The organism is Allomuricauda sp. ANG21 (assembly GCF_040705235.1).
Taxonomy (GTDB): domain Bacteria; phylum Bacteroidota; class Bacteroidia; order Flavobacteriales; family Flavobacteriaceae; genus Flagellimonas; species Flagellimonas marina.
Genome location: NZ_JBFCVT010000001.1, coordinates 334,298 through 351,442, shown reverse-complemented (window position 1 = coordinate 351,442; position 17,145 = coordinate 334,298). Strand labels below are relative to the sequence as shown.

The following is a 17,145-nucleotide window of genomic DNA, read 5'->3' as shown; positions in this document are numbered from 1 at the left end:
GCACAAATAGTATGAAGACTAAACTTTTCTTGATTACACTACTTATATTAATTTTTCCATATACCATGGAGGCCCAATGTGCCATGTGCAGGGCGGTAGTGGAAAGTGAAGCTGATGGAAGTACAGCGGAAGGCATCAACAACGGTATTGTATATCTTATGGCCATTCCGTATATTTTGGTGGCCGGTCTCTTCTATTTTATTTACCGGAGAATGAGAGGATGAAAATTTTTGGGAAAATTTCTTTCTCAAAAGTGTAACAAACTCAATTTGATGAAGTCCTATAACTGTACGCATGCGTACTTCATCAATCAAAACACTGACCTATGTTCGATATTGAACGGTGGCAAGAAATATTTGACACCATCCGAAAGAACAAGCTTCGTACCTTTTTAACTGGACTTTCCGTAGCCTCCGGCATCTTCATTCTTGTAATTTTATTGGGTTTTGGGCAGGGTATGCGAAATGGCATTGAACATGAATTTGAGCAAGACGCCTCTACCAGTGTTTGGATTTGGCCGGGAGTGACCTCCAAAGAATATAAGGGTCTCAACCCAGGGCGACGCATTCAATTGGTCAACGAAAACTTTGAAAAGGTCAGTGCCATGTTCAACGAGACCATTGAACATGAATCTGCTCGAATATATGTTGGTGGTATTAGCGTAAATTATGGCAAGGAGGCATTGATCTATGGGGTACAGGGTGTGGGCCCAGATTTTCAATTCATTGATAATGCCTCCATGGTAGAAGGACGATTTATCAATTACCAAGATGAAGTTTCCACAGGAAAGGTGGCCATCATCGGGAATAAAATCAAGAAAGATGTTTTCAATGAAGTGGATTCACCCATTGGGGAGTTCATCGATATTTCTGGGATTCCCTTCAAGATTGTAGGAGTATTCAATGAAATGGAAGATCGCGAGGAGGAAGTAATCTACATCCCGATCACAACGGCCCAACGTGTTTTTAATGGAGGCGATAGGGTAAGTAATATGTCGTACACCCTTCCACCAGTTGAAAATTTTGATGAAGCTGTGGCACAATCCATCACCTTTAAAAATAATCTCAGACAATATATTCAACAGGCACATACCATAGCCCCGGATGATACAGGTGCGGTGGAAGTTTGGAGTGCCTTGGAGGAAGCCAAGCGCTATTACGGACTTACCAACAACATTAAACTCTTTTTTTGGTTTGTGGGCATTTGTACCATTATTGCCGGAGTTGTAGGGGTAAGTAATATTATGCTGATCGTAGTTAAGGAACGTACTAGAGAGATAGGAATTCGTAAAGCCTTGGGGGCAAAGCCTTGGTCCATCATTGCCATGATTTTGCACGAATCCATTTTTGTGACCGCTATTTCTGGCTTTGCCGGTCTCATTTTTAGTATGGCTTTATTGGAATTGGTGGGTCCACATGTTGAGATTGACTATGTGAAGAACCCCTCTGTAAACTTTAACGTGGCCTTTGCTACTGTGCTTGTATTGATTTTGGCAGGAACCTTGGCTGGATTTGTGCCAGCTTGGAGGGCGGCTCGGGTTCAGGTCATAGAATCACTGCGAGATGAATAAAAAGAGTTTTTACCATGTTCAATAGAGACAGATGGCGCGAAATATTGGAAGTCCTTACCACCAATGTGTGGCGTACCATATTCACGGCTTTTGGAGTTTGCTGGGGTATCTTTATCCTAATAGTATTGCTGGCAGCTGGGAAGGGGCTCGAAAATGGTATCAAGCAAGATTTTGGGGATACAGCCACCAACACCATGTTCATGTGGACCAGAGCCACGACCAAACCTTATGAGGGGCTTCCCAAGGGAAGGAGTTTTGAATTCAAGATCAGTGATGTGCAAGCCATCCAAGATAATGTTCCCAATCTGCGATTCATCTCACCCAGAAACCAATTGGGCGGATTCCGGGGGTCCAACAATGTGGTACGTGGAATTAGAACTGGAGCCTATAGTGTGTATGGAGACTACCCAGAGATTATCAACCAAGACCCCATGACGGTAACATCCGGTCGTTTTTTAAACTTCAATGATATTAAAGAGAAGCGAAAAGTGGCCATCATTGGCCAAGGGGTCAAAAATGACCTTTACGATCGGGACGAAGAGGTTTTGGGAACCTATATCAAGATTCAGGGGGTCAATTTCATGGTCATTGGAACGTATAAAAAGAACAACAGCGGAGGAGGGGAAGAAGGACAAAAGGAAATTTTTGTGCCCTTTACCTCATTCTCGCAAGCGTTCAATAGAGGTGAAGATGTGGGGTGGATGGCCATAACGGCCAAAGATGGAAGCTCCATATCCCAATTGAAGGAAAAGATTGTCCAAGTCATGAAGGAAAGGCATAAGGTACATCCAGAGGATAATCGCGCCATAGGTTATTTTGACCTTTACGAACAATACAACCGAGTGGAAAGCCTTTTCGGTGCGCTAAAAGGTGTGGCTTATATAGTTGGAATCATGGTTTTGCTTTCTGGAATCATCGGGGTCAGTAATATTATGCTGATAGTTGTTAAGGAACGCACCAAGGAAATTGGAATTCGGAGGGCATTGGGGGAACAGCCTTGGTCCATCAAAAAACAGATTCTCATGGAATCCATTTTTCTTACCATCATATCAGGTATGGTGGGGATTATTTTAGGTTCCCTGATCATTTATGGAATCAACTCTCTGTTGGAAAGTGTAGGACCAGTGGATATGTTCATGAATCCCAGTGTTAGTGTCGGGGTTGTAAGCGGTGCATTGCTCATACTGATGATATCCGGTCTTTTGGCAGGATTCATTCCGGCGCAAAGTGCCATTAGGGTACGGCCCATTGAAGCATTACGAACAGAATAAACAAAATCAAATCAATCAAAATTAGTTAGATAAAAATGAAAAAATCGGTAACCATTATCATCCTGTTGCTCATTGTGATCGTATTCGGGGGCTCTATGTACTATTTGTACTCAAAAAATGCGGAGGATCCCGTGGTGTACGAAACCGAAACGCTATCCACCCAGACCATTGTAAAAAAGGCAGTGGCCACAGGAAGTATTCTTCCTTTGGAGGAAGTATTGATCAAACCCAACATTTCGGGAGTGATTGAAGAAATTTATGTTGAGGGAGGTGATTACGTGAAATCAGGCGACCTTTTGGCCAAAATAAAGGTGGTGCCCAATCTTTCCGCTTTAAACGATGCCAGAAATGCCATTGATGAGGCCAAAATTAATTTGGATGATCAAAAACGAAACTATGAGCGCCAGTTGACACTTTTTAATAAGGGCGTTATCTCCAAAACGGATTTAGAGCGTGCACAAGTATCCTACGATCAGGCGAAGCAGTCGTATGGAGCGGCCAATAAACGCTACGATATTGTCCAGACCGGAACCACAAGTGGTCTCAGCAGTGCGGCCAACACTTTAATCAAGGCCACAGTAAGCGGAATGGTACTTGAAGTTCCTGTTGAGGTGGGGAATCAGGTCATTGAAGCCAATAATTTTAATGAAGGAACCACCATTGCCGCCATTGCAGATGTGGACAAAATGATTTTTGAAGGTAAGGTGGATGAATCCGAAGTGGGGAAAATAAAAGAAGATCTGCCCCTGGAAATTACGGTTGGTGCCATTGAAAATAAAGTTTTTGATGCCGTCTTGGATTACATCGCTCCCAAAGGGAAAGAAGAAAACGGGGCCATTCAATTTGAGATAAAAGGCAGCTTGAAAAAACTGGATACCACTTTCATCAGAGCTGGGCTGAGTGCAAATGCTTCTATTATTTTGGCACGGGCCGACAGCGTTTTGGCTGTAAAGGAAGCTTTGGTCCAGTTTGATGATGACACCAAAGCACCCTTTGTGGAAGTGGAGACTTCGGAACAAAAATTTGAACGCAGGGACGTGGAGTTGGGTGTTAGCGACGGAATTTACGTAGAGGTTAAATCGGGTGTCAATGCCAATGACAAAGTAAAAGTTTGGAACGCCATAGAGGAAGATCCTTCAAATTAAGTAATCATTTAACATAAAATTTCAACACTATCTTGTAACAATTTAACAACTTGTATGTCTTACATGCAGAAGTTAAAAATTAGATAGCTAACATAACCAATCATGATAGAAATCAAAGATCTTCACAAGTCCTATAAAATGGGGAGCAATTCCCTTCATGTTCTAAAAGGGATAAACTTCAAGGTAGATGATGGGGAGCTTGTGGCCATAATGGGATCTTCGGGATCGGGAAAATCAACGTTGTTGAACATATTGGGAATGTTGGACGGAGCAGATTCTGGCGAATATACCTTGGATGGAGTTCCCATTAAAAATTTAAGTGAAACCAAGGCGGCTCAATACCGAAACAAATTCTTGGGATTTATTTTTCAATCCTTTAACCTTATCAATTACAAAAGTGCCTTAGAGAACGTGGCGCTCCCTCTATATTATCAAAAAGTACCCCGAAAAGAACGTCAGGAAAAAGCCATGCAGTATTTGGAAAGGGTTGGACTAAAACCATGGGCCAACCACCTTCCCAGCGAGCTGTCTGGTGGTCAAAAACAACGGGTGGCCATAGCTAGGGCCATGGCTGCGGAGCCCAAAGTGCTTTTGGCGGATGAGCCTACCGGTGCTTTGGACAGCACAACTTCCTATGAGGTCATGGATTTGATCCAAAAAATCAATGATGAAGGCAACACCATTTTGGTGGTGACCCACGAAGAGGATATTGCGCATATGTGCAAGCGTATTGTGCACCTAAAGGACGGTGTTATTGTTGAGGATAAAAAAATAAAACAAGTAAGGGCGGGACAGCATGTTTGATCGGGACAACTGGAAAGAGATATTCGAAACCATTCAGAAAAATAAGGTAAGGACTTTCCTTTCTGGTTTTACTGTGGCTTTGGGCATTTTAATATTTGTTGTTCTCTATGGTTTTGGGAATGGGCTCATAAATACCTTCAATGATTTTTTTGAAGACGATGCCACCAATACCTTTTTTGTATTTCCTGGTAGGACTTCCAAGCCTTATAAAGGATATAAATCCAATAGACAAATTGAATTTGATAATTCAGACTTGACCGACATTGAGGAGTATTTTCCATTATTTGTAGAATATATTTCTCCACGAGTGGACAGAGGTGGAATGGTTAAGTACAAAAATGAATCTAATAATTATACCACAAGAGGGGTTAGTGAATCCTATCAATTTGCAGAAAAGACAATTATTATGAAAGGCAGATATCTTAATCAAGAAGATATCAAAGAAAAGGCCAAATATGCTGTAATTGGGAGGCTGGTGGAAAAAGATTTGTTCAAAAATGAAAATGCCTTGGGGAAGTACATAGATGTTACCGGAAGTGCGTTTAAAGTCATAGGTGTTTTTCAAGATGATGCAGGGGATGATGAGGAAAGAAGAATCTACATTCCCTATACAACAAGACAGTTAATAGAAAAGAATACGGATAAGATAGATCAAATTGTAATAGGGTTTAAACCTGAAATAGGATATAACGGGGCCATGGCTTTTGAGAAAAAGCTCGGAGACTTTATACGGGAAAAGAAATTTATTGATCCCAATGATCAACGGGGTTTCTTTATTAGAAATGTAGCCGATCAACTAAAGCAAAACCAACAGTTTGCTGGAGTTTTGCAGATAATTGTGGCTTTTGTGGCTTTTGGGACCATAATTGCAGGTATTATTGGTATCAGCAATATCATGGTATTTGTAGTGAAGGAGCGCACCAAGGAGATAGGGATACGAAAGGCTTTGGGCGCTACACCTAAATCCGTAATAGGAACTATACTTTTAGAGTCTATTTTCATAACTACAATATCTGGAGTTGTAGGTATGGTTATTGGTGTAGGGATGTTAAGTTCCTTGGGTGATACGCTAAAGGACTATTTTATCACGAATCCTTTCATAAATATGGGCACTGCTGTCTTCGCCACCATAGTATTGGTTTTTTTTGGCGGATTGGCCGGATACATACCTGCTAGAAGGGCAGCTAGAATAAAACCAATCGTAGCGCTAAGGGACGAATGATATGAAGTTTATTTTCGACAGAAATACTTGGCAAGAAATATTCGGTTCTATCGGTAAGAATAGGACAAGGACCATTATCACTATCATAGGTGTATTATGGGGAATCTTTATCTACATAGCATTGTCAGGTGCAGCCAAGGGAATGGACAATGGTTTTGAAAAAGTCTTTGAAAGTGTTTCCATGAACAGCATGTTCGTTTGGGGGCAAAGTACAAGCATGCCCTACGAAGGGTTTAAGACGGGCCGACCCATGCAGTTAAAATTGGGGGATGTTGCTAAATTGGAAAATAGAATACCTGAGATCAACAATATTGCTCCTAGGATTACTTTAGGAAATTTTGGGACCGATCCCGTTTTTACGGTACGAGGACAAAAGTCCGGTTCATATCCTGTTAATGGTGATTATCCAGTTTATACCAGAATAGCAACAAAACAAATTTTTGATGGCGGAAGGTTCATTAATGATGAGGATATTAAACAAGCCAGGAAAGTCTGTGTTATTGGAGAACGAAACGTTCAAGAGCTTTTTGAAAAGGATGAAGACCCAATTGGTGAATTCATTAGAATTGGGGACGTTTATTTTCAAGTGGTAGGAATTCATAAACTATCGCAAGGTGTAAGCTTTGACAGTGATGCTGCTATTTTTATTCCTTTCTCAACGTTTAGGAAACTATATAATACTGGTGACAATGTAGATTATTTCTGTATAGCCGCTTATGACGATGTAGACGTGGTTCAAGTAGAAAAAGATGTAAAGGCCTTGCTTAGAAACATTCATAGGGTTAATCCAGAGGATGAAAGAGCATTTGGTTCCTTTAATCTGGGGGAGATGTTTACCAGGGTTTCGGGTTTTGCCAAGGGAATGACATTCTTGAGCTTAATTGTGGGTATTGCAACCATATTGGCAGGGGTAATTGGTATTGGAAATATCTTGCTGATATCAGTAAAGGAGCGAACCAAGGAGTTGGGTGTGAGAAGAGCCCTTGGAGCAACTCCCAGGGAAGTACGTTCCCAGATTATTTTGGAATCTGTTTTTCTTACCATGGTTGCAGGGATTATGGGTATAATTTTGGGTGCAGGTGTATTGTCTATAATAAACAATCTCACCAAGGATTTAGATTTCCCATATGCCAATCCCACAGTACCAATTCCTTATGTTCTGGGTGCACTTTTGATAATGGTGGTGTTAGGAACCTTGATTGGATTAATTCCAGCGCAACGCGCAGTTAGCATAAGACCAATAGATGCATTAAGAGAAGAATAACAACCGTTTAATAAACACTTATAATGAACAAAATTGTAAAATATATTTTAATAGGAGTATTGGTGCTAGGTGCACTTTGGGCCGCTGTTTTCTTTATTAAATCGAACAGTAAATCTGCTATTACATATGAGACTAGTCAACCCTTCGTTTCCAGCATTGAAAAGAAGACAGTGGCTACGGGTAAGGTTGTTCCAGAAGATGAAATTGAAATAAAACCTCAAATTTCAGGAATCATAGAAAAGATTTATTTGGAAGAAGGGGCCAAGGTTCAGGCTGGTGACCTCATTGCAGTAATTAAGGTGGTTCCCAATGAACAATCATTGAATCAAGCCAGTGGTAGAGTAAGAAATGCGGAGCTCGCCTTGAATAATGCCAAAATTGAGTACGACAGAAACAAAGCACTTTTTGATAAAGGGGTTATATCCAGTCAGGATTTTAACAACCAACAACTGACGTATAATCAAGCTAAACAAGAATTGGAAAATGCCAGGGCAGACTACCAAATTATACGTAGGGGGTCGGCTGGAGGTTCTTCAAGTGCAAACACCAATATCAGGGCCACTGTTGATGGTACAATTCTGGAGATTCCTGTGGAAGAAGGAGACCAAGTAATCCAAAGTAATAACTTTAATGATGGCACTACCATCGCTTCCATTGCGGATTTGGGTAAAATGATTTTTGAAGGAAAAGTAGATGAAGGAGAGGTAGGAAAACTAAAAGTAGGAACCCCATTAAAAATAAGTTTGGGAGCCGTTGAAGATGTGGAGTTAGATGCCAAATTAAAGTTTATTGCACCAAAAGGTATAGAAGAGACAGGAGCTGTTCAATTTAAGATTGAAGGCGATGTAGAGGAAAAAGATGATGTGTTCATTCGCGCGGGCTATAGTGCCAACGCCTCCATTGTTTTGGAGAAGAAAGATAGCATTCTTGTGATACCCGAAGCAGTATTGCAATTCGACAAGGAAACGGATAAGCCTTATGTAGAAGTAGCGGTTGGTTCAGTGGAAGAGCAAAAGTTTGAAAGAAGGGATATTGAGACTGGCATTTCAGATGGAGTGAATGTGGAAGTTTTATCTGGACTTACTAAGGAAGATAAAGTAAAACATTGGAACAAAACCGAGCCTATTAAGAAAGGCGATGAAGATTCCAATAGCTAATGAATCAACCAGAAACCGAAATCAAAAAACGACAAATCAAAAAACGAATGAAACGTAGTATTACGACCTTTCTATTGCTTTTCGCCATTTGTATTTCCAATGCGCAAATGCGCAAATGGACCCTGCAGGAATGTGTGGAATATGCAGTGGAGAACAATTTAACAATAGAGCAGTTTGAATTGGATTTAGAGAATGCCATAATCGATAAGTCAGATGCGTTGGGAAATTTACTTCCCAATCTCAATGGGTCAACATCCATATCGAGCAATACGGGTTTCTCCATTAATCCAACGAATAACCTGCCCACAAACCAAACAGCCTTAAACGTTAACATGGGACTTAGTTCCAACGTTACCCTGTTCGATGGTTTGCGAAATTTGCACCAGATAAATAGGGCCAAAATCAACGCCATAGCCAACCAATATCGGTTGGATGATCTAAAAGATGATATTCGGTTGAGCGTGGCCAATGCGTACTTGCAGGTGCTTTCAAGCAAAGAACAATTAAAGACCTTCAGGGCGCAATACGCAGTTACGGAGCAAGAACTCAACCGTACCAAGGAGTTGGTGGAATCCGGCGTACTGCCCCGAGGGGATTTACTGGAGATCGAAGCGACTGCGGCCACACAACAACAACAGATTGTGAATGGGGAGGGAATGGTACTTATATCCCGAGTAAATTTGGCGCAATTGCTTCAAATAACCGATTACGAGAATTTTGATATAGCTGAAGAAGAGTTTTTGATTCCACCTTCAGACATTTTGGATAATTCCGCAAAAGTAATTTTTGATAAGGCACTGTCTTTTAGAAATGATATCAAGTTTTCAGAGTCCAATGTGGATTTGGCCGAAGAAGACCTAAAAATTGCAAAGGGAGCGTATTATCCTACACTATCTGCCTTTTTCCAATATGGAACACGGTATTCCGATGTGACCCAGATTCCAGGGGCCAATGGGCCCTATACCCCCAATTTCACGGATCAACTTTGGATTTTTGATGGTATCTCCTACGGAGCGCAATTAAATGTGCCTGTTTTTAATGGATGGAGCACCAAGAACAATGTTAAACGGTCCCAAATAAGTTTGGAAAGAGCCAAATTGCAGTTGGAACAGACAAAACTGGATTTGGAAACCAATATTCAGCAGGCCTATGTGGATGTAAACACTTTTGAAAAAGCCTATGAAGCCGCGGAAAAGACTTTGGAGGCACGTAGATTGGCCTATGAATATGCCAAGGAACGTTATGATGTAGGCTTAATGAACGCTTTTGATTTTAGCCAGGCACAAGCAAGGGTGGACAATGCGCAGGCCGATGTAATCCGTACCAAATATGATTATATCTTCCGATTGAAAATTTTGGAGTTTTACTTTGGTCTTCCCATTTCTTTAAACTAGTATATTTGTGGCCACTATGGCCCTATTACTCAATTTAGAAACAGCAACAACCAATTGTTCGGTATGTATTTCCAAAGGAAGTGAAGTTATTCTCCTAAAGGAAAACAATGCGGTAAACTATTCCCACTCCGAGCAATTACACGTATTTATCAAAGAAGTCTTACAAGAGGCTTCTTTGTCATTTTCAGACCTGAATGCCATTGCCATTAGTAAAGGGCCAGGTTCCTATACCGGGCTTCGGATAGGGGTTTCCGCAGCCAAGGGATTGTGTTTTTCGTTGGATGTACCATTGATTTCGATACCTACCTTGGAAAGTATGGCGCATCAGGTGCAATTGGAAGAAGGGGAGTTGGTCATTCCGGTTTTGGATGCCCGAAGAATGGAGGTCTATTCAACTGTATTCAATCATCAGTTCGAAAAAATCAGTGAGACGCGAGCGGAAATTATCGATGAAAATTCTTTTGCCGACTATGTTTCCGAACATAAAGTACATGTGGTAGGTAGTGGTGCTGCAAAGTGCAAAGATGTGCTCACACACCCCAAATTTAAATTTGATGCGTCCATAGTGCCATCTGCAAAAGAAATGGCCCCAATTGCCTTTGAAAAGTACAAGAAGGGCCAGTTTGAAGATGTGGCGTATTTTGAACCGTATTACCTAAAGGATTTTGTAATCCAATCTAAAAAAAAGCCTAGTTTTTAACTTGATGCATAACCCGTTGTGGGAAAGGAATCTCAATTCCAGCAGCATCAAAGCGTAATTTTGTCTGTTCCATTACATAAAAATGTGCAGGCCAAAATACTTCATTGGCCGCCCAAAACCGTAAGGTCAAATTAACCGAGCTGTCCGCCAAAGCGCCTACGTACACTTCTGGAGCAGGCTCTTTAAGGATGTTTTCATTATCCGCACAGATTTGTAGAAGAATGTCTTTCGCCTCTTTTATATTTGAGCCGTAGCCAATCCCTATATCAATTTTGTCCCGGCGATTGTTCTCCATGTTATAATTGATAATATTCCCGTTGGACAACTGCCCGTTTGGTATAATGGCCACTTGATTGCCAAAAGTATTTATCCTAGTGTTAAAAATGGAGATTTCCTTTACGGCTCCGTCAACCCCTTGTGCGGATATCCAATCCCCAACTTTAAAAGGTTTGAAAATTAAAATAAGCACCCCTCCGGCGAAATTGGCGAGAGAACCTTGCAGGGCCAAACCAATGGCCAAACCGGCAGCACCCACTATGGCCACGAGTGAAGAAGCCTGTACACCAAGTTGGGTAATTACAAGTACAAAGAGCAATGCTTTTAAGGCAATACTAAAGAAACTTTGTAAAAAGGTTTCCAAGGTTTCGTCATAATCCTTTTTCTCGAAAAACCTTTTAATCAGTTTATTTATAAATCGAATGACCCATAAACCAATAAAAAAAGTAAGGATGGCCAAAACAATATTCGGCAAAACCCCTATGACCAATTCAATACCTTTATCAATATACTCTTCGTAATTTTTAAATTCGTCCATAACTCTTTTTTGTTTTGTGATAACTTAATTGAAAATTTTATAAAATTCAAGAATACCTATTTAAACAAATGTTAACCTTTACTTGAATGATTTAATTTGCTGTAAAACCTCCTCTGCAGTAGTCACGGGCAATTTACAGGTACCTTCAATACAGACGTAAGCCAAAGTGGCACCAGGCACATATCTATTTTCCAAAAGCTCAAGTTTGCCTTTCTCTTTGGAGCCCACCAAAATACTGTTGGGCAAATAATTACGGGCAACTTGTTTGCCGAGTTCTTTATAATTTTCACCCACTATGGCAACTTCGTAAAAGTTTTGATTTTCATACAAAACCACATGCAGCCAATTGGCAAACCCTTGCGCACTCGTGTCAAAATCCTTTTGCACGTTAATGACCATTTGCTTTGCAATGTCCCCATAATCCTCATCAGGGTATAGTTTATGAAATTTCAGCAAGTTTTTGGCCATAATGGAATTCGAAGCCGATATGACATTATCATTGGTTTCAATGCTTCTTCGAATCAAGGAGTGGTCCTCATCCGAAGTAAAGAAGAACATCCCTGATTCTGAATCCATAAAATGAACCTTGGTATAATCCAACAGTTTTTTGGAATGGTTGAGCCATTTTTCATCAAAAGTCACCTCGTAAAGCGCCAAATACGCTTCAATGACAGAGGCGTAATCCTCCAAAAAGGCATTGATGCTACTTTTTCCTTCTTTATGATTTCGAAAAAGTGAATGGTCATCCTTGATCATTTCTGTTTCAATGAATTTTGCATTTTTCAGGGCCATGTCAAGGTATTCATCATTGCCCAAATATCGATGGGCATCTACCAACCCTTTAAGCATCAATCCATTCCAAGAGGTCAGGATTTTATCATCCAATCTGGGTTTGGCACGTTTTGCTCGTTCTTTTTTCAAAATACCAAGGGCATTTTCCATTTTGGTCTTCAGTTCGGAAACCGAAATATTGAATTTTTCAGCGATTTCTGCATCGGACTTATCCTTGATGAGCACATAATTACCTTCTTCCCATAAACCATAGGAATTGATATTGAAATAAGCCTCAAAAATGCTGTAATCCTCGCCCAAAAGCAGCTGTAATTCTTCTTTGGTCCAAACGTAATAGGCACCCTCTTCCAGTTCGCCTTCGTCGTTTAAACTGTCGGCATCCAATGACGAATAAAAACCTCCATTTTCATCCCAAAGTTCTTCTTGTACAAATCCGATGGTCTCATCAACCACCTCCTTGTACATTTCATTTTTAGTAACGGCATAGGCTTTTGCATACAAACTGGCCAATTGCCCATTGTCATAGAGCATCTTTTCAAAATGGGGCACGTGCCAGGTAGTATCCACGGCATATCTGGAAAAGCCGCCACCCACATGATCGTAGATACCTCCATAGGCCATTCTTTGCAGAGTGGTATTGACTTGCTCTAAAAGCTCAGGTTTGTTGTTTGCGGTGGCGTAGTGCAGCAAAAAGTCCCAATTATTGGGCATCATAAATTTAGGGGCACGTTTATATCCTCCTAAAAACGAGTCAAAATATTGCGACCAGTTGGTAACGGCAGCGCCCAATTGGTCCAGATTATAAAAATCAGAATCCGTTGCATTTTCCACTAAGTTGATGGCATGAATGCCATTGGCAAGGTCAGCGGCATACTGGGTGACCCTCGACCTATCATTTTTGTAGAGCTCCGTCAATTGTTGAAGGGATTTTACCCAATTGTCCTTAGGGACATAGGTTGCGCCCCAGAAAGGCCTTCCGTCGGGCAATGCCACAATATTAAGGGGCCAGCCCCCGTTGCCGGACATCATCTGGATAGCATCCATATAGATTTGGTCCACATCGGGACGTTCTTCACGATCTATTTTTATATTGATGAAATTCTCGTTCATCATTTGGGCCACTTCCTCGTCTTCAAAGCACTCTTTTTCCATAACATGACACCAATGGCAGGCCGCATAACCAATACTGATAAGAAGGGGTTTGTCCTCCTTTTGGGCACGTTCAAGCACTTCTGGGCTCCATGCTTCCCAGTTTACAGGATTATGGGCATGTTGTAAAAGGTAAGGACTTGTCTCGTTGATTAAAGCGTTGGTATGTTTGTGGGTCACTTTGTCGGGTTTTTGGTTACAACCAAGGAAGAAAAAGGGTAAAACCAATAAAATGATGGTTCTTTTCAGCATAGTTTTCTTTTTGAACATAAAAAAAGCGCCCAATAAGGGCGCTATCTTGGCATTGCCCTTGGGTTATTTCACCTCAAAGGTAATTTTAACGTTAACTCGATAATTATCGATTTTTCCGTCCTTAACCGTGGCACTCTGCTCGTTGATATAGACGGAACGAATATTTTTAACCGATTTAGTGGCTTGGTCCAATGCATTTTTAGTTGCATCTTCCCAGCTTTTATCGGAATTTGCCAATACTTCAATTACTTTTAAAACTGCCATGGGTAGTGATTTTTAAATTTATTCAATTTAACAAAAATTGACCACAATAGTGGTAAGAATACCTTAAAAATCAGCCGTTGAGCGCAACAACTTCTCTAATTTTATCACCCATCATATTTTTAAGCATAGTCTCAATGCCATTTTTTAGGGTAAAGGTTGATGATGGACAACCGCTACAGGCACCTTGGAGTATGACACTAACCGTTCGGCTTTCTTCTTCATACGATTGGAACATGATATTTCCACCATCACTGGCCACGGCAGGCTTTACATATTCCTCCAAAATATCAATGATCTGTTGTGAGGTGTCATCGTACTGTATCTGCGTAGCACTTTTTTCTGCACTTTCTTTGGTTTTTTGAATGGCCTCAGCAGAAATCACTTCTTTGCCATCCCCTAGAAAATCTCGGATAAACTCACGAACTTGCATAGTAATTTCCTCCCATTCGGCCACTTCGTATTTTAGAACGGAGATGTAGTTTTCATCAAAAAACACCTCTTTCACAAAGGGAAACTGGAAAAGTGCTTGGGCCAAAGGTGAATCCTTGGCCTCATCAATATTTTTAAACTCGTACGTACTGGGTACAATGCGTTTGTTGCACACAAATTTCATGGCGGCCGGGTTGGGGGTGACCTCGGCGTATACGGTAACAGGTTCCTTTTTCTGGGTCAATTCCTCATGAACCACAGGTTCACCGGCATTGAGATATTCTACCAATTGCTGGGCAACTTCATCCTTTACGTCTTCCCATTCCACAATATCATATCGCTCCAGAGCAATGAAGTTTCCAGAGATGTAAACCGTTTTAATGAACGGTAGGTAAAAGAGCTGTTGCGCCAAGGGGGAGTTCTTGGCTTCATCTATATTTTTGTATTCATAATTGCCCTTTACCAAGAAATGGTTGGCTTCCAATTTTATTATTTTTGGATTGTTGGTGGCAACTATGGTGATATTATATTCTTTCATGGCTAATCTTTCCTGCAAAAATACCAATAGTTAGGATGCGTTGCAAAAAATATAATAATGTGGTGCATCAACCGTTATCTTATTGTTTAATTGTACTTAAACCTCAATCATAGCCCAAAATCGTCACATGAGACGCTACCTAACCTCAATCATCATCAGCCTGTTTTTTGGGCTAGCAGCCAAGGCTCAAGAAGGTATTCCGGTTTATTTTGATTACCTGTCGGACAACTATTACTTGGTGTACCCATCCATGGCAGGGATTGCCGAAGGAACCAAAATTCGTCTTACTGCCAGAAAACAGTGGTTCAACGTGGACGAAGCGCCCAGTTTGCAGACGTTTAACATGAATTCTCGTGTAGGCTCACGGAGCGGGGTTGGAGGTATTATTTTCAACGACGCCAATGGGTATCATTCGCAAACCGGATTTAAGGCGACGTATGCACACCATTTGCAGCTGGCTGGAGATTTTAGAACCTTGAACCAGTTATCTTTTGGTTTGAGTGCAGGTGTCATTCTGAGCAGTTTGGATGAAACCGAGTTCAGGTCGGTCATTCCCGACCCGGCAGTAACTGGAGTAAAAAACACGACCAGTTATTTTAACGTGGACCTGGGAGCTTCATATAACCTTTTCGAGTTTTACGCCCATGCCGCCATCTTGAACGTTCTGGGAAGTGGGCGAGATTTGTACACCGCTGCCGAGTTTGACAATTTAAGGAGGTATTTGCTGTCAGTAGGATATGTATTTGGGAGGAGCACTCGGATTGAGCCCTCCATTTTGTTTCAAATGACTGATTTTACCAAAGAAAAGACCATCGATTTGAATGCGAAGGTATATAAAGACGTAAGTTTTGGGACGGTTTGGGGAGGATTATCCTACCGAAGAAGTTTTGATGGAGCCCAATTTCAGACCAATGGTGGTTTTGGGGAGCAGCGATTGCAATTGTTCACCCCAATCATTGGTGTTAACGTCAATCGATTTTTGTTTTCCTATAACTATTCCTACCAATCTGGGGACATCCGTTTTGATAATGGTGGTTTCCATCAGATTACCTTGGGGTACGATTTTGGACAGAGCGATCAAGGCAAACGTTACGATTGTTATTGTCCGGCTGCCAACAACTAAAAATGGCCCATCGTTTGGGATGGACCATCTTTCACTGTTCAACACAACAACCTAAGTCTAATCCCAGGTGTAATTTTTCTTGGAAGCCTGTGTTTTTATGGCACTCAACAAGGCATTTTCCAATTCTCCCGTTTCTTCTTTTTGATGCTTGGCAATATAGGCTTCGCGCTTGACATTTAGCTCTTGGATTTGATTTTGAATATCCTCGCGCTCCGCTTTTTTCTTGTTTACATAGGTCTTTATCTCACTTTCCGATTTTCCTTGGAGTTCTTGGGGAAGTTCCTCTTCCTTCAATTCTGACAGGATTTCCTCGTCGTCTTCAATGGCATCCACTAAATCCCACTGTGAGTTCTTATACAATCTTGAACTTTTGCTGACCGACCTTTTTACCGCTACAGCGGCTTCCATTTCTGCTGCATTGCTATCCTGAACACTTTGCAGGGCTTTCTTTTGCCTCCCCAAACTTCCGTAGGAAATATAGGTGTTGTTCAATTTGGAGTTCAAACGAATGATGACGTCATCATAGGGAGTGTTGATGTGGACCACCTGTCTGTTGTGGTCAATGGCCATATAGTCCCCACCGGTCAATGTCGCTCCATTTTTCCACATGGTGGAAATGCCTTGTTCGTAATTCCCACAGAAAATGGTATTTACAATGACATCCTTTTCCTTGGCGTTGTGTGCGGCATCCTTATAGTTGAGTTTGCCTTGGGTAAAGGGTTCATTGCCCGCAATAAAGATCATTTTAAGGTCATCGGCATTTTTACCCCAATCCAACTGTTTCAGGGAGGTTTGAATCACCTCACCACAATATTCTTCACCGCCATTGGTGGTCAGGGAAAACAATTTTTCAGAAATCTCATCCAAATCATTGCTAAAACCTATGACCTGTCTTATATACCCTTCGCGAGAGGAAAGATTGTCGTTTCCATATTCATAAAGGGCAATTTCAAGAGATGGTCTAACGTCATTGCCACATTTAGCATGGGTGAATTCATTTACAATATCCCAAAGTTGCGCTTTCGCTTGATTTATGAGTCCATCCATGCTGTTACTGGTGTCCAACAATAAGGCAATCTTCACATATTGTTTTGCTGGTTTTTCAGAAATGGGTTTAGAAATCAAGGCTGTGTTATTGGGTTCTTTGGCTTTTAGATTACAACCGTAGGATGTTCCCGTTACGATTATAAAAAGTACTGTTCCGAATAGATGTTTCAAATATTTCATGGTTCAATTTTTTAGAATGATGTGCTAAAA

16 protein-coding genes are annotated in these 17,145 nt (G+C 41.1%); 11 read left to right on the top strand and 5 right to left on the bottom strand.

Annotation, left to right across the window (positions count from 1 at the left end):
- The first annotated feature begins 11 nt into the window (after positions 1–11).
- From AB1A65_RS01700 to tsaB, 10 genes are all read left to right on the top strand, one after another.
- Positions 12–224 (top strand): hypothetical protein, encoded by a 213-nt coding sequence (locus tag AB1A65_RS01700; protein ID WP_366584980.1) that lies wholly within the window; start codon positions 12–14, stop codon positions 222–224.
- A 101-nt stretch (positions 225–325) separates the two neighbouring features.
- Positions 326–1,570, top strand: a complete 1,245-nt coding sequence (locus tag AB1A65_RS01695) for an ABC transporter permease (RefSeq protein WP_366584978.1) — start codon at positions 326–328, stop codon at positions 1,568–1,570.
- A 14-nt stretch (positions 1,571–1,584) separates the two neighbouring features.
- The gene (locus tag AB1A65_RS01690) at positions 1,585–2,841 is read left to right on the top strand and encodes an ABC transporter permease (RefSeq protein ID WP_366584976.1); all 1,257 of its coding nucleotides are present in this window, start codon (positions 1,585–1,587) and stop codon (positions 2,839–2,841) included.
- Positions 2,842–2,876: 35 nt separating this feature from the next.
- On the top strand, positions 2,877–3,986 hold the full coding sequence (locus tag AB1A65_RS01685) for an efflux RND transporter periplasmic adaptor subunit (RefSeq protein ID WP_366584974.1): 1,110 nt from the start codon (positions 2,877–2,879) through the stop codon (positions 3,984–3,986).
- A gap of 102 nt (positions 3,987–4,088) precedes the next feature.
- Positions 4,089–4,790: an ABC transporter ATP-binding protein gene (locus tag AB1A65_RS01680; RefSeq protein WP_366584972.1), complete on the top strand. Its 702-nt coding sequence runs from the start codon at positions 4,089–4,091 to the stop codon at positions 4,788–4,790.
- Positions 4,783–6,012 carry an ABC transporter permease gene (locus AB1A65_RS01675; protein WP_366584970.1) on the top strand — a complete coding sequence of 410 codons (1,230 nt, stop codon included), beginning with the start codon at positions 4,783–4,785 and terminating at the stop codon, positions 6,010–6,012. The genes AB1A65_RS01680 and AB1A65_RS01675 overlap by 8 nt, the downstream gene beginning before the upstream one ends.
- Position 6,013: 1 nt before the next feature.
- Positions 6,014–7,276 (top strand): ABC transporter permease, encoded by a 1,263-nt coding sequence (locus AB1A65_RS01670; protein WP_366584968.1) that lies wholly within the window; start codon positions 6,014–6,016, stop codon positions 7,274–7,276.
- Between the two features lie 23 nt (positions 7,277–7,299).
- Complete coding sequence (locus AB1A65_RS01665; RefSeq protein WP_366584966.1) at positions 7,300–8,433, top strand: efflux RND transporter periplasmic adaptor subunit; 1,134 nt, start codon at positions 7,300–7,302, stop codon at positions 8,431–8,433.
- Positions 8,434–8,480: 47 nt separating this feature from the next.
- Positions 8,481–9,827 carry a TolC family protein gene (locus AB1A65_RS01660; protein ID WP_366584964.1) on the top strand — a complete coding sequence of 449 codons (1,347 nt, stop codon included), beginning with the start codon at positions 8,481–8,483 and terminating at the stop codon, positions 9,825–9,827.
- A gap of 16 nt (positions 9,828–9,843) precedes the next feature.
- Positions 9,844–10,527: a tRNA (adenosine(37)-N6)-threonylcarbamoyltransferase complex dimerization subunit type 1 TsaB gene (tsaB, locus tag AB1A65_RS01655; RefSeq protein ID WP_366584962.1), complete on the top strand. Its 684-nt coding sequence runs from the start codon at positions 9,844–9,846 to the stop codon at positions 10,525–10,527.
- On the opposite strand, the gene AB1A65_RS01650 is transcribed toward tsaB, so the two are convergent.
- From AB1A65_RS01650 to AB1A65_RS01635, 4 genes are all read right to left on the bottom strand, one after another.
- Positions 10,517–11,341, bottom strand: coding sequence for a mechanosensitive ion channel domain-containing protein (locus tag AB1A65_RS01650; protein ID WP_366584960.1), 825 nt, complete (start codon positions 11,339–11,341; stop codon positions 10,517–10,519). The two genes, tsaB and AB1A65_RS01650, sit on opposite strands and share 11 nt — an antisense overlap.
- A gap of 78 nt (positions 11,342–11,419) precedes the next feature.
- Positions 11,420–13,534 (bottom strand): thioredoxin domain-containing protein, encoded by a 2,115-nt coding sequence (locus tag AB1A65_RS01645; RefSeq protein ID WP_366584958.1) that lies wholly within the window; start codon positions 13,532–13,534, stop codon positions 11,420–11,422.
- Between the two features lie 63 nt (positions 13,535–13,597).
- Positions 13,598–13,798 (bottom strand): dodecin family protein, encoded by a 201-nt coding sequence (locus AB1A65_RS01640; protein WP_366584956.1) that lies wholly within the window; start codon positions 13,796–13,798, stop codon positions 13,598–13,600.
- A 70-nt stretch (positions 13,799–13,868) separates the two neighbouring features.
- Positions 13,869–14,765, bottom strand: a complete 897-nt coding sequence (locus AB1A65_RS01635; protein ID WP_366585240.1) for a NifU family protein — start codon at positions 14,763–14,765, stop codon at positions 13,869–13,871.
- 127 nt (positions 14,766–14,892) lie between these two features.
- Here AB1A65_RS01635 and AB1A65_RS01630 point away from each other — a divergent pair, with 127 nt between their 5' ends.
- Positions 14,893–15,888, top strand: coding sequence for a type IX secretion system membrane protein PorP/SprF (locus tag AB1A65_RS01630; protein WP_366584954.1), 996 nt, complete (start codon positions 14,893–14,895; stop codon positions 15,886–15,888).
- 57 nt (positions 15,889–15,945) lie between these two features.
- Here AB1A65_RS01630 and AB1A65_RS01625 read toward each other — a convergent pair whose 3' ends face one another.
- Complete coding sequence (locus tag AB1A65_RS01625) at positions 15,946–17,115, bottom strand: VWA domain-containing protein (RefSeq protein WP_366584952.1); 1,170 nt, start codon at positions 17,113–17,115, stop codon at positions 15,946–15,948.
- Positions 17,116–17,145 lie beyond the last annotated feature (30 nt).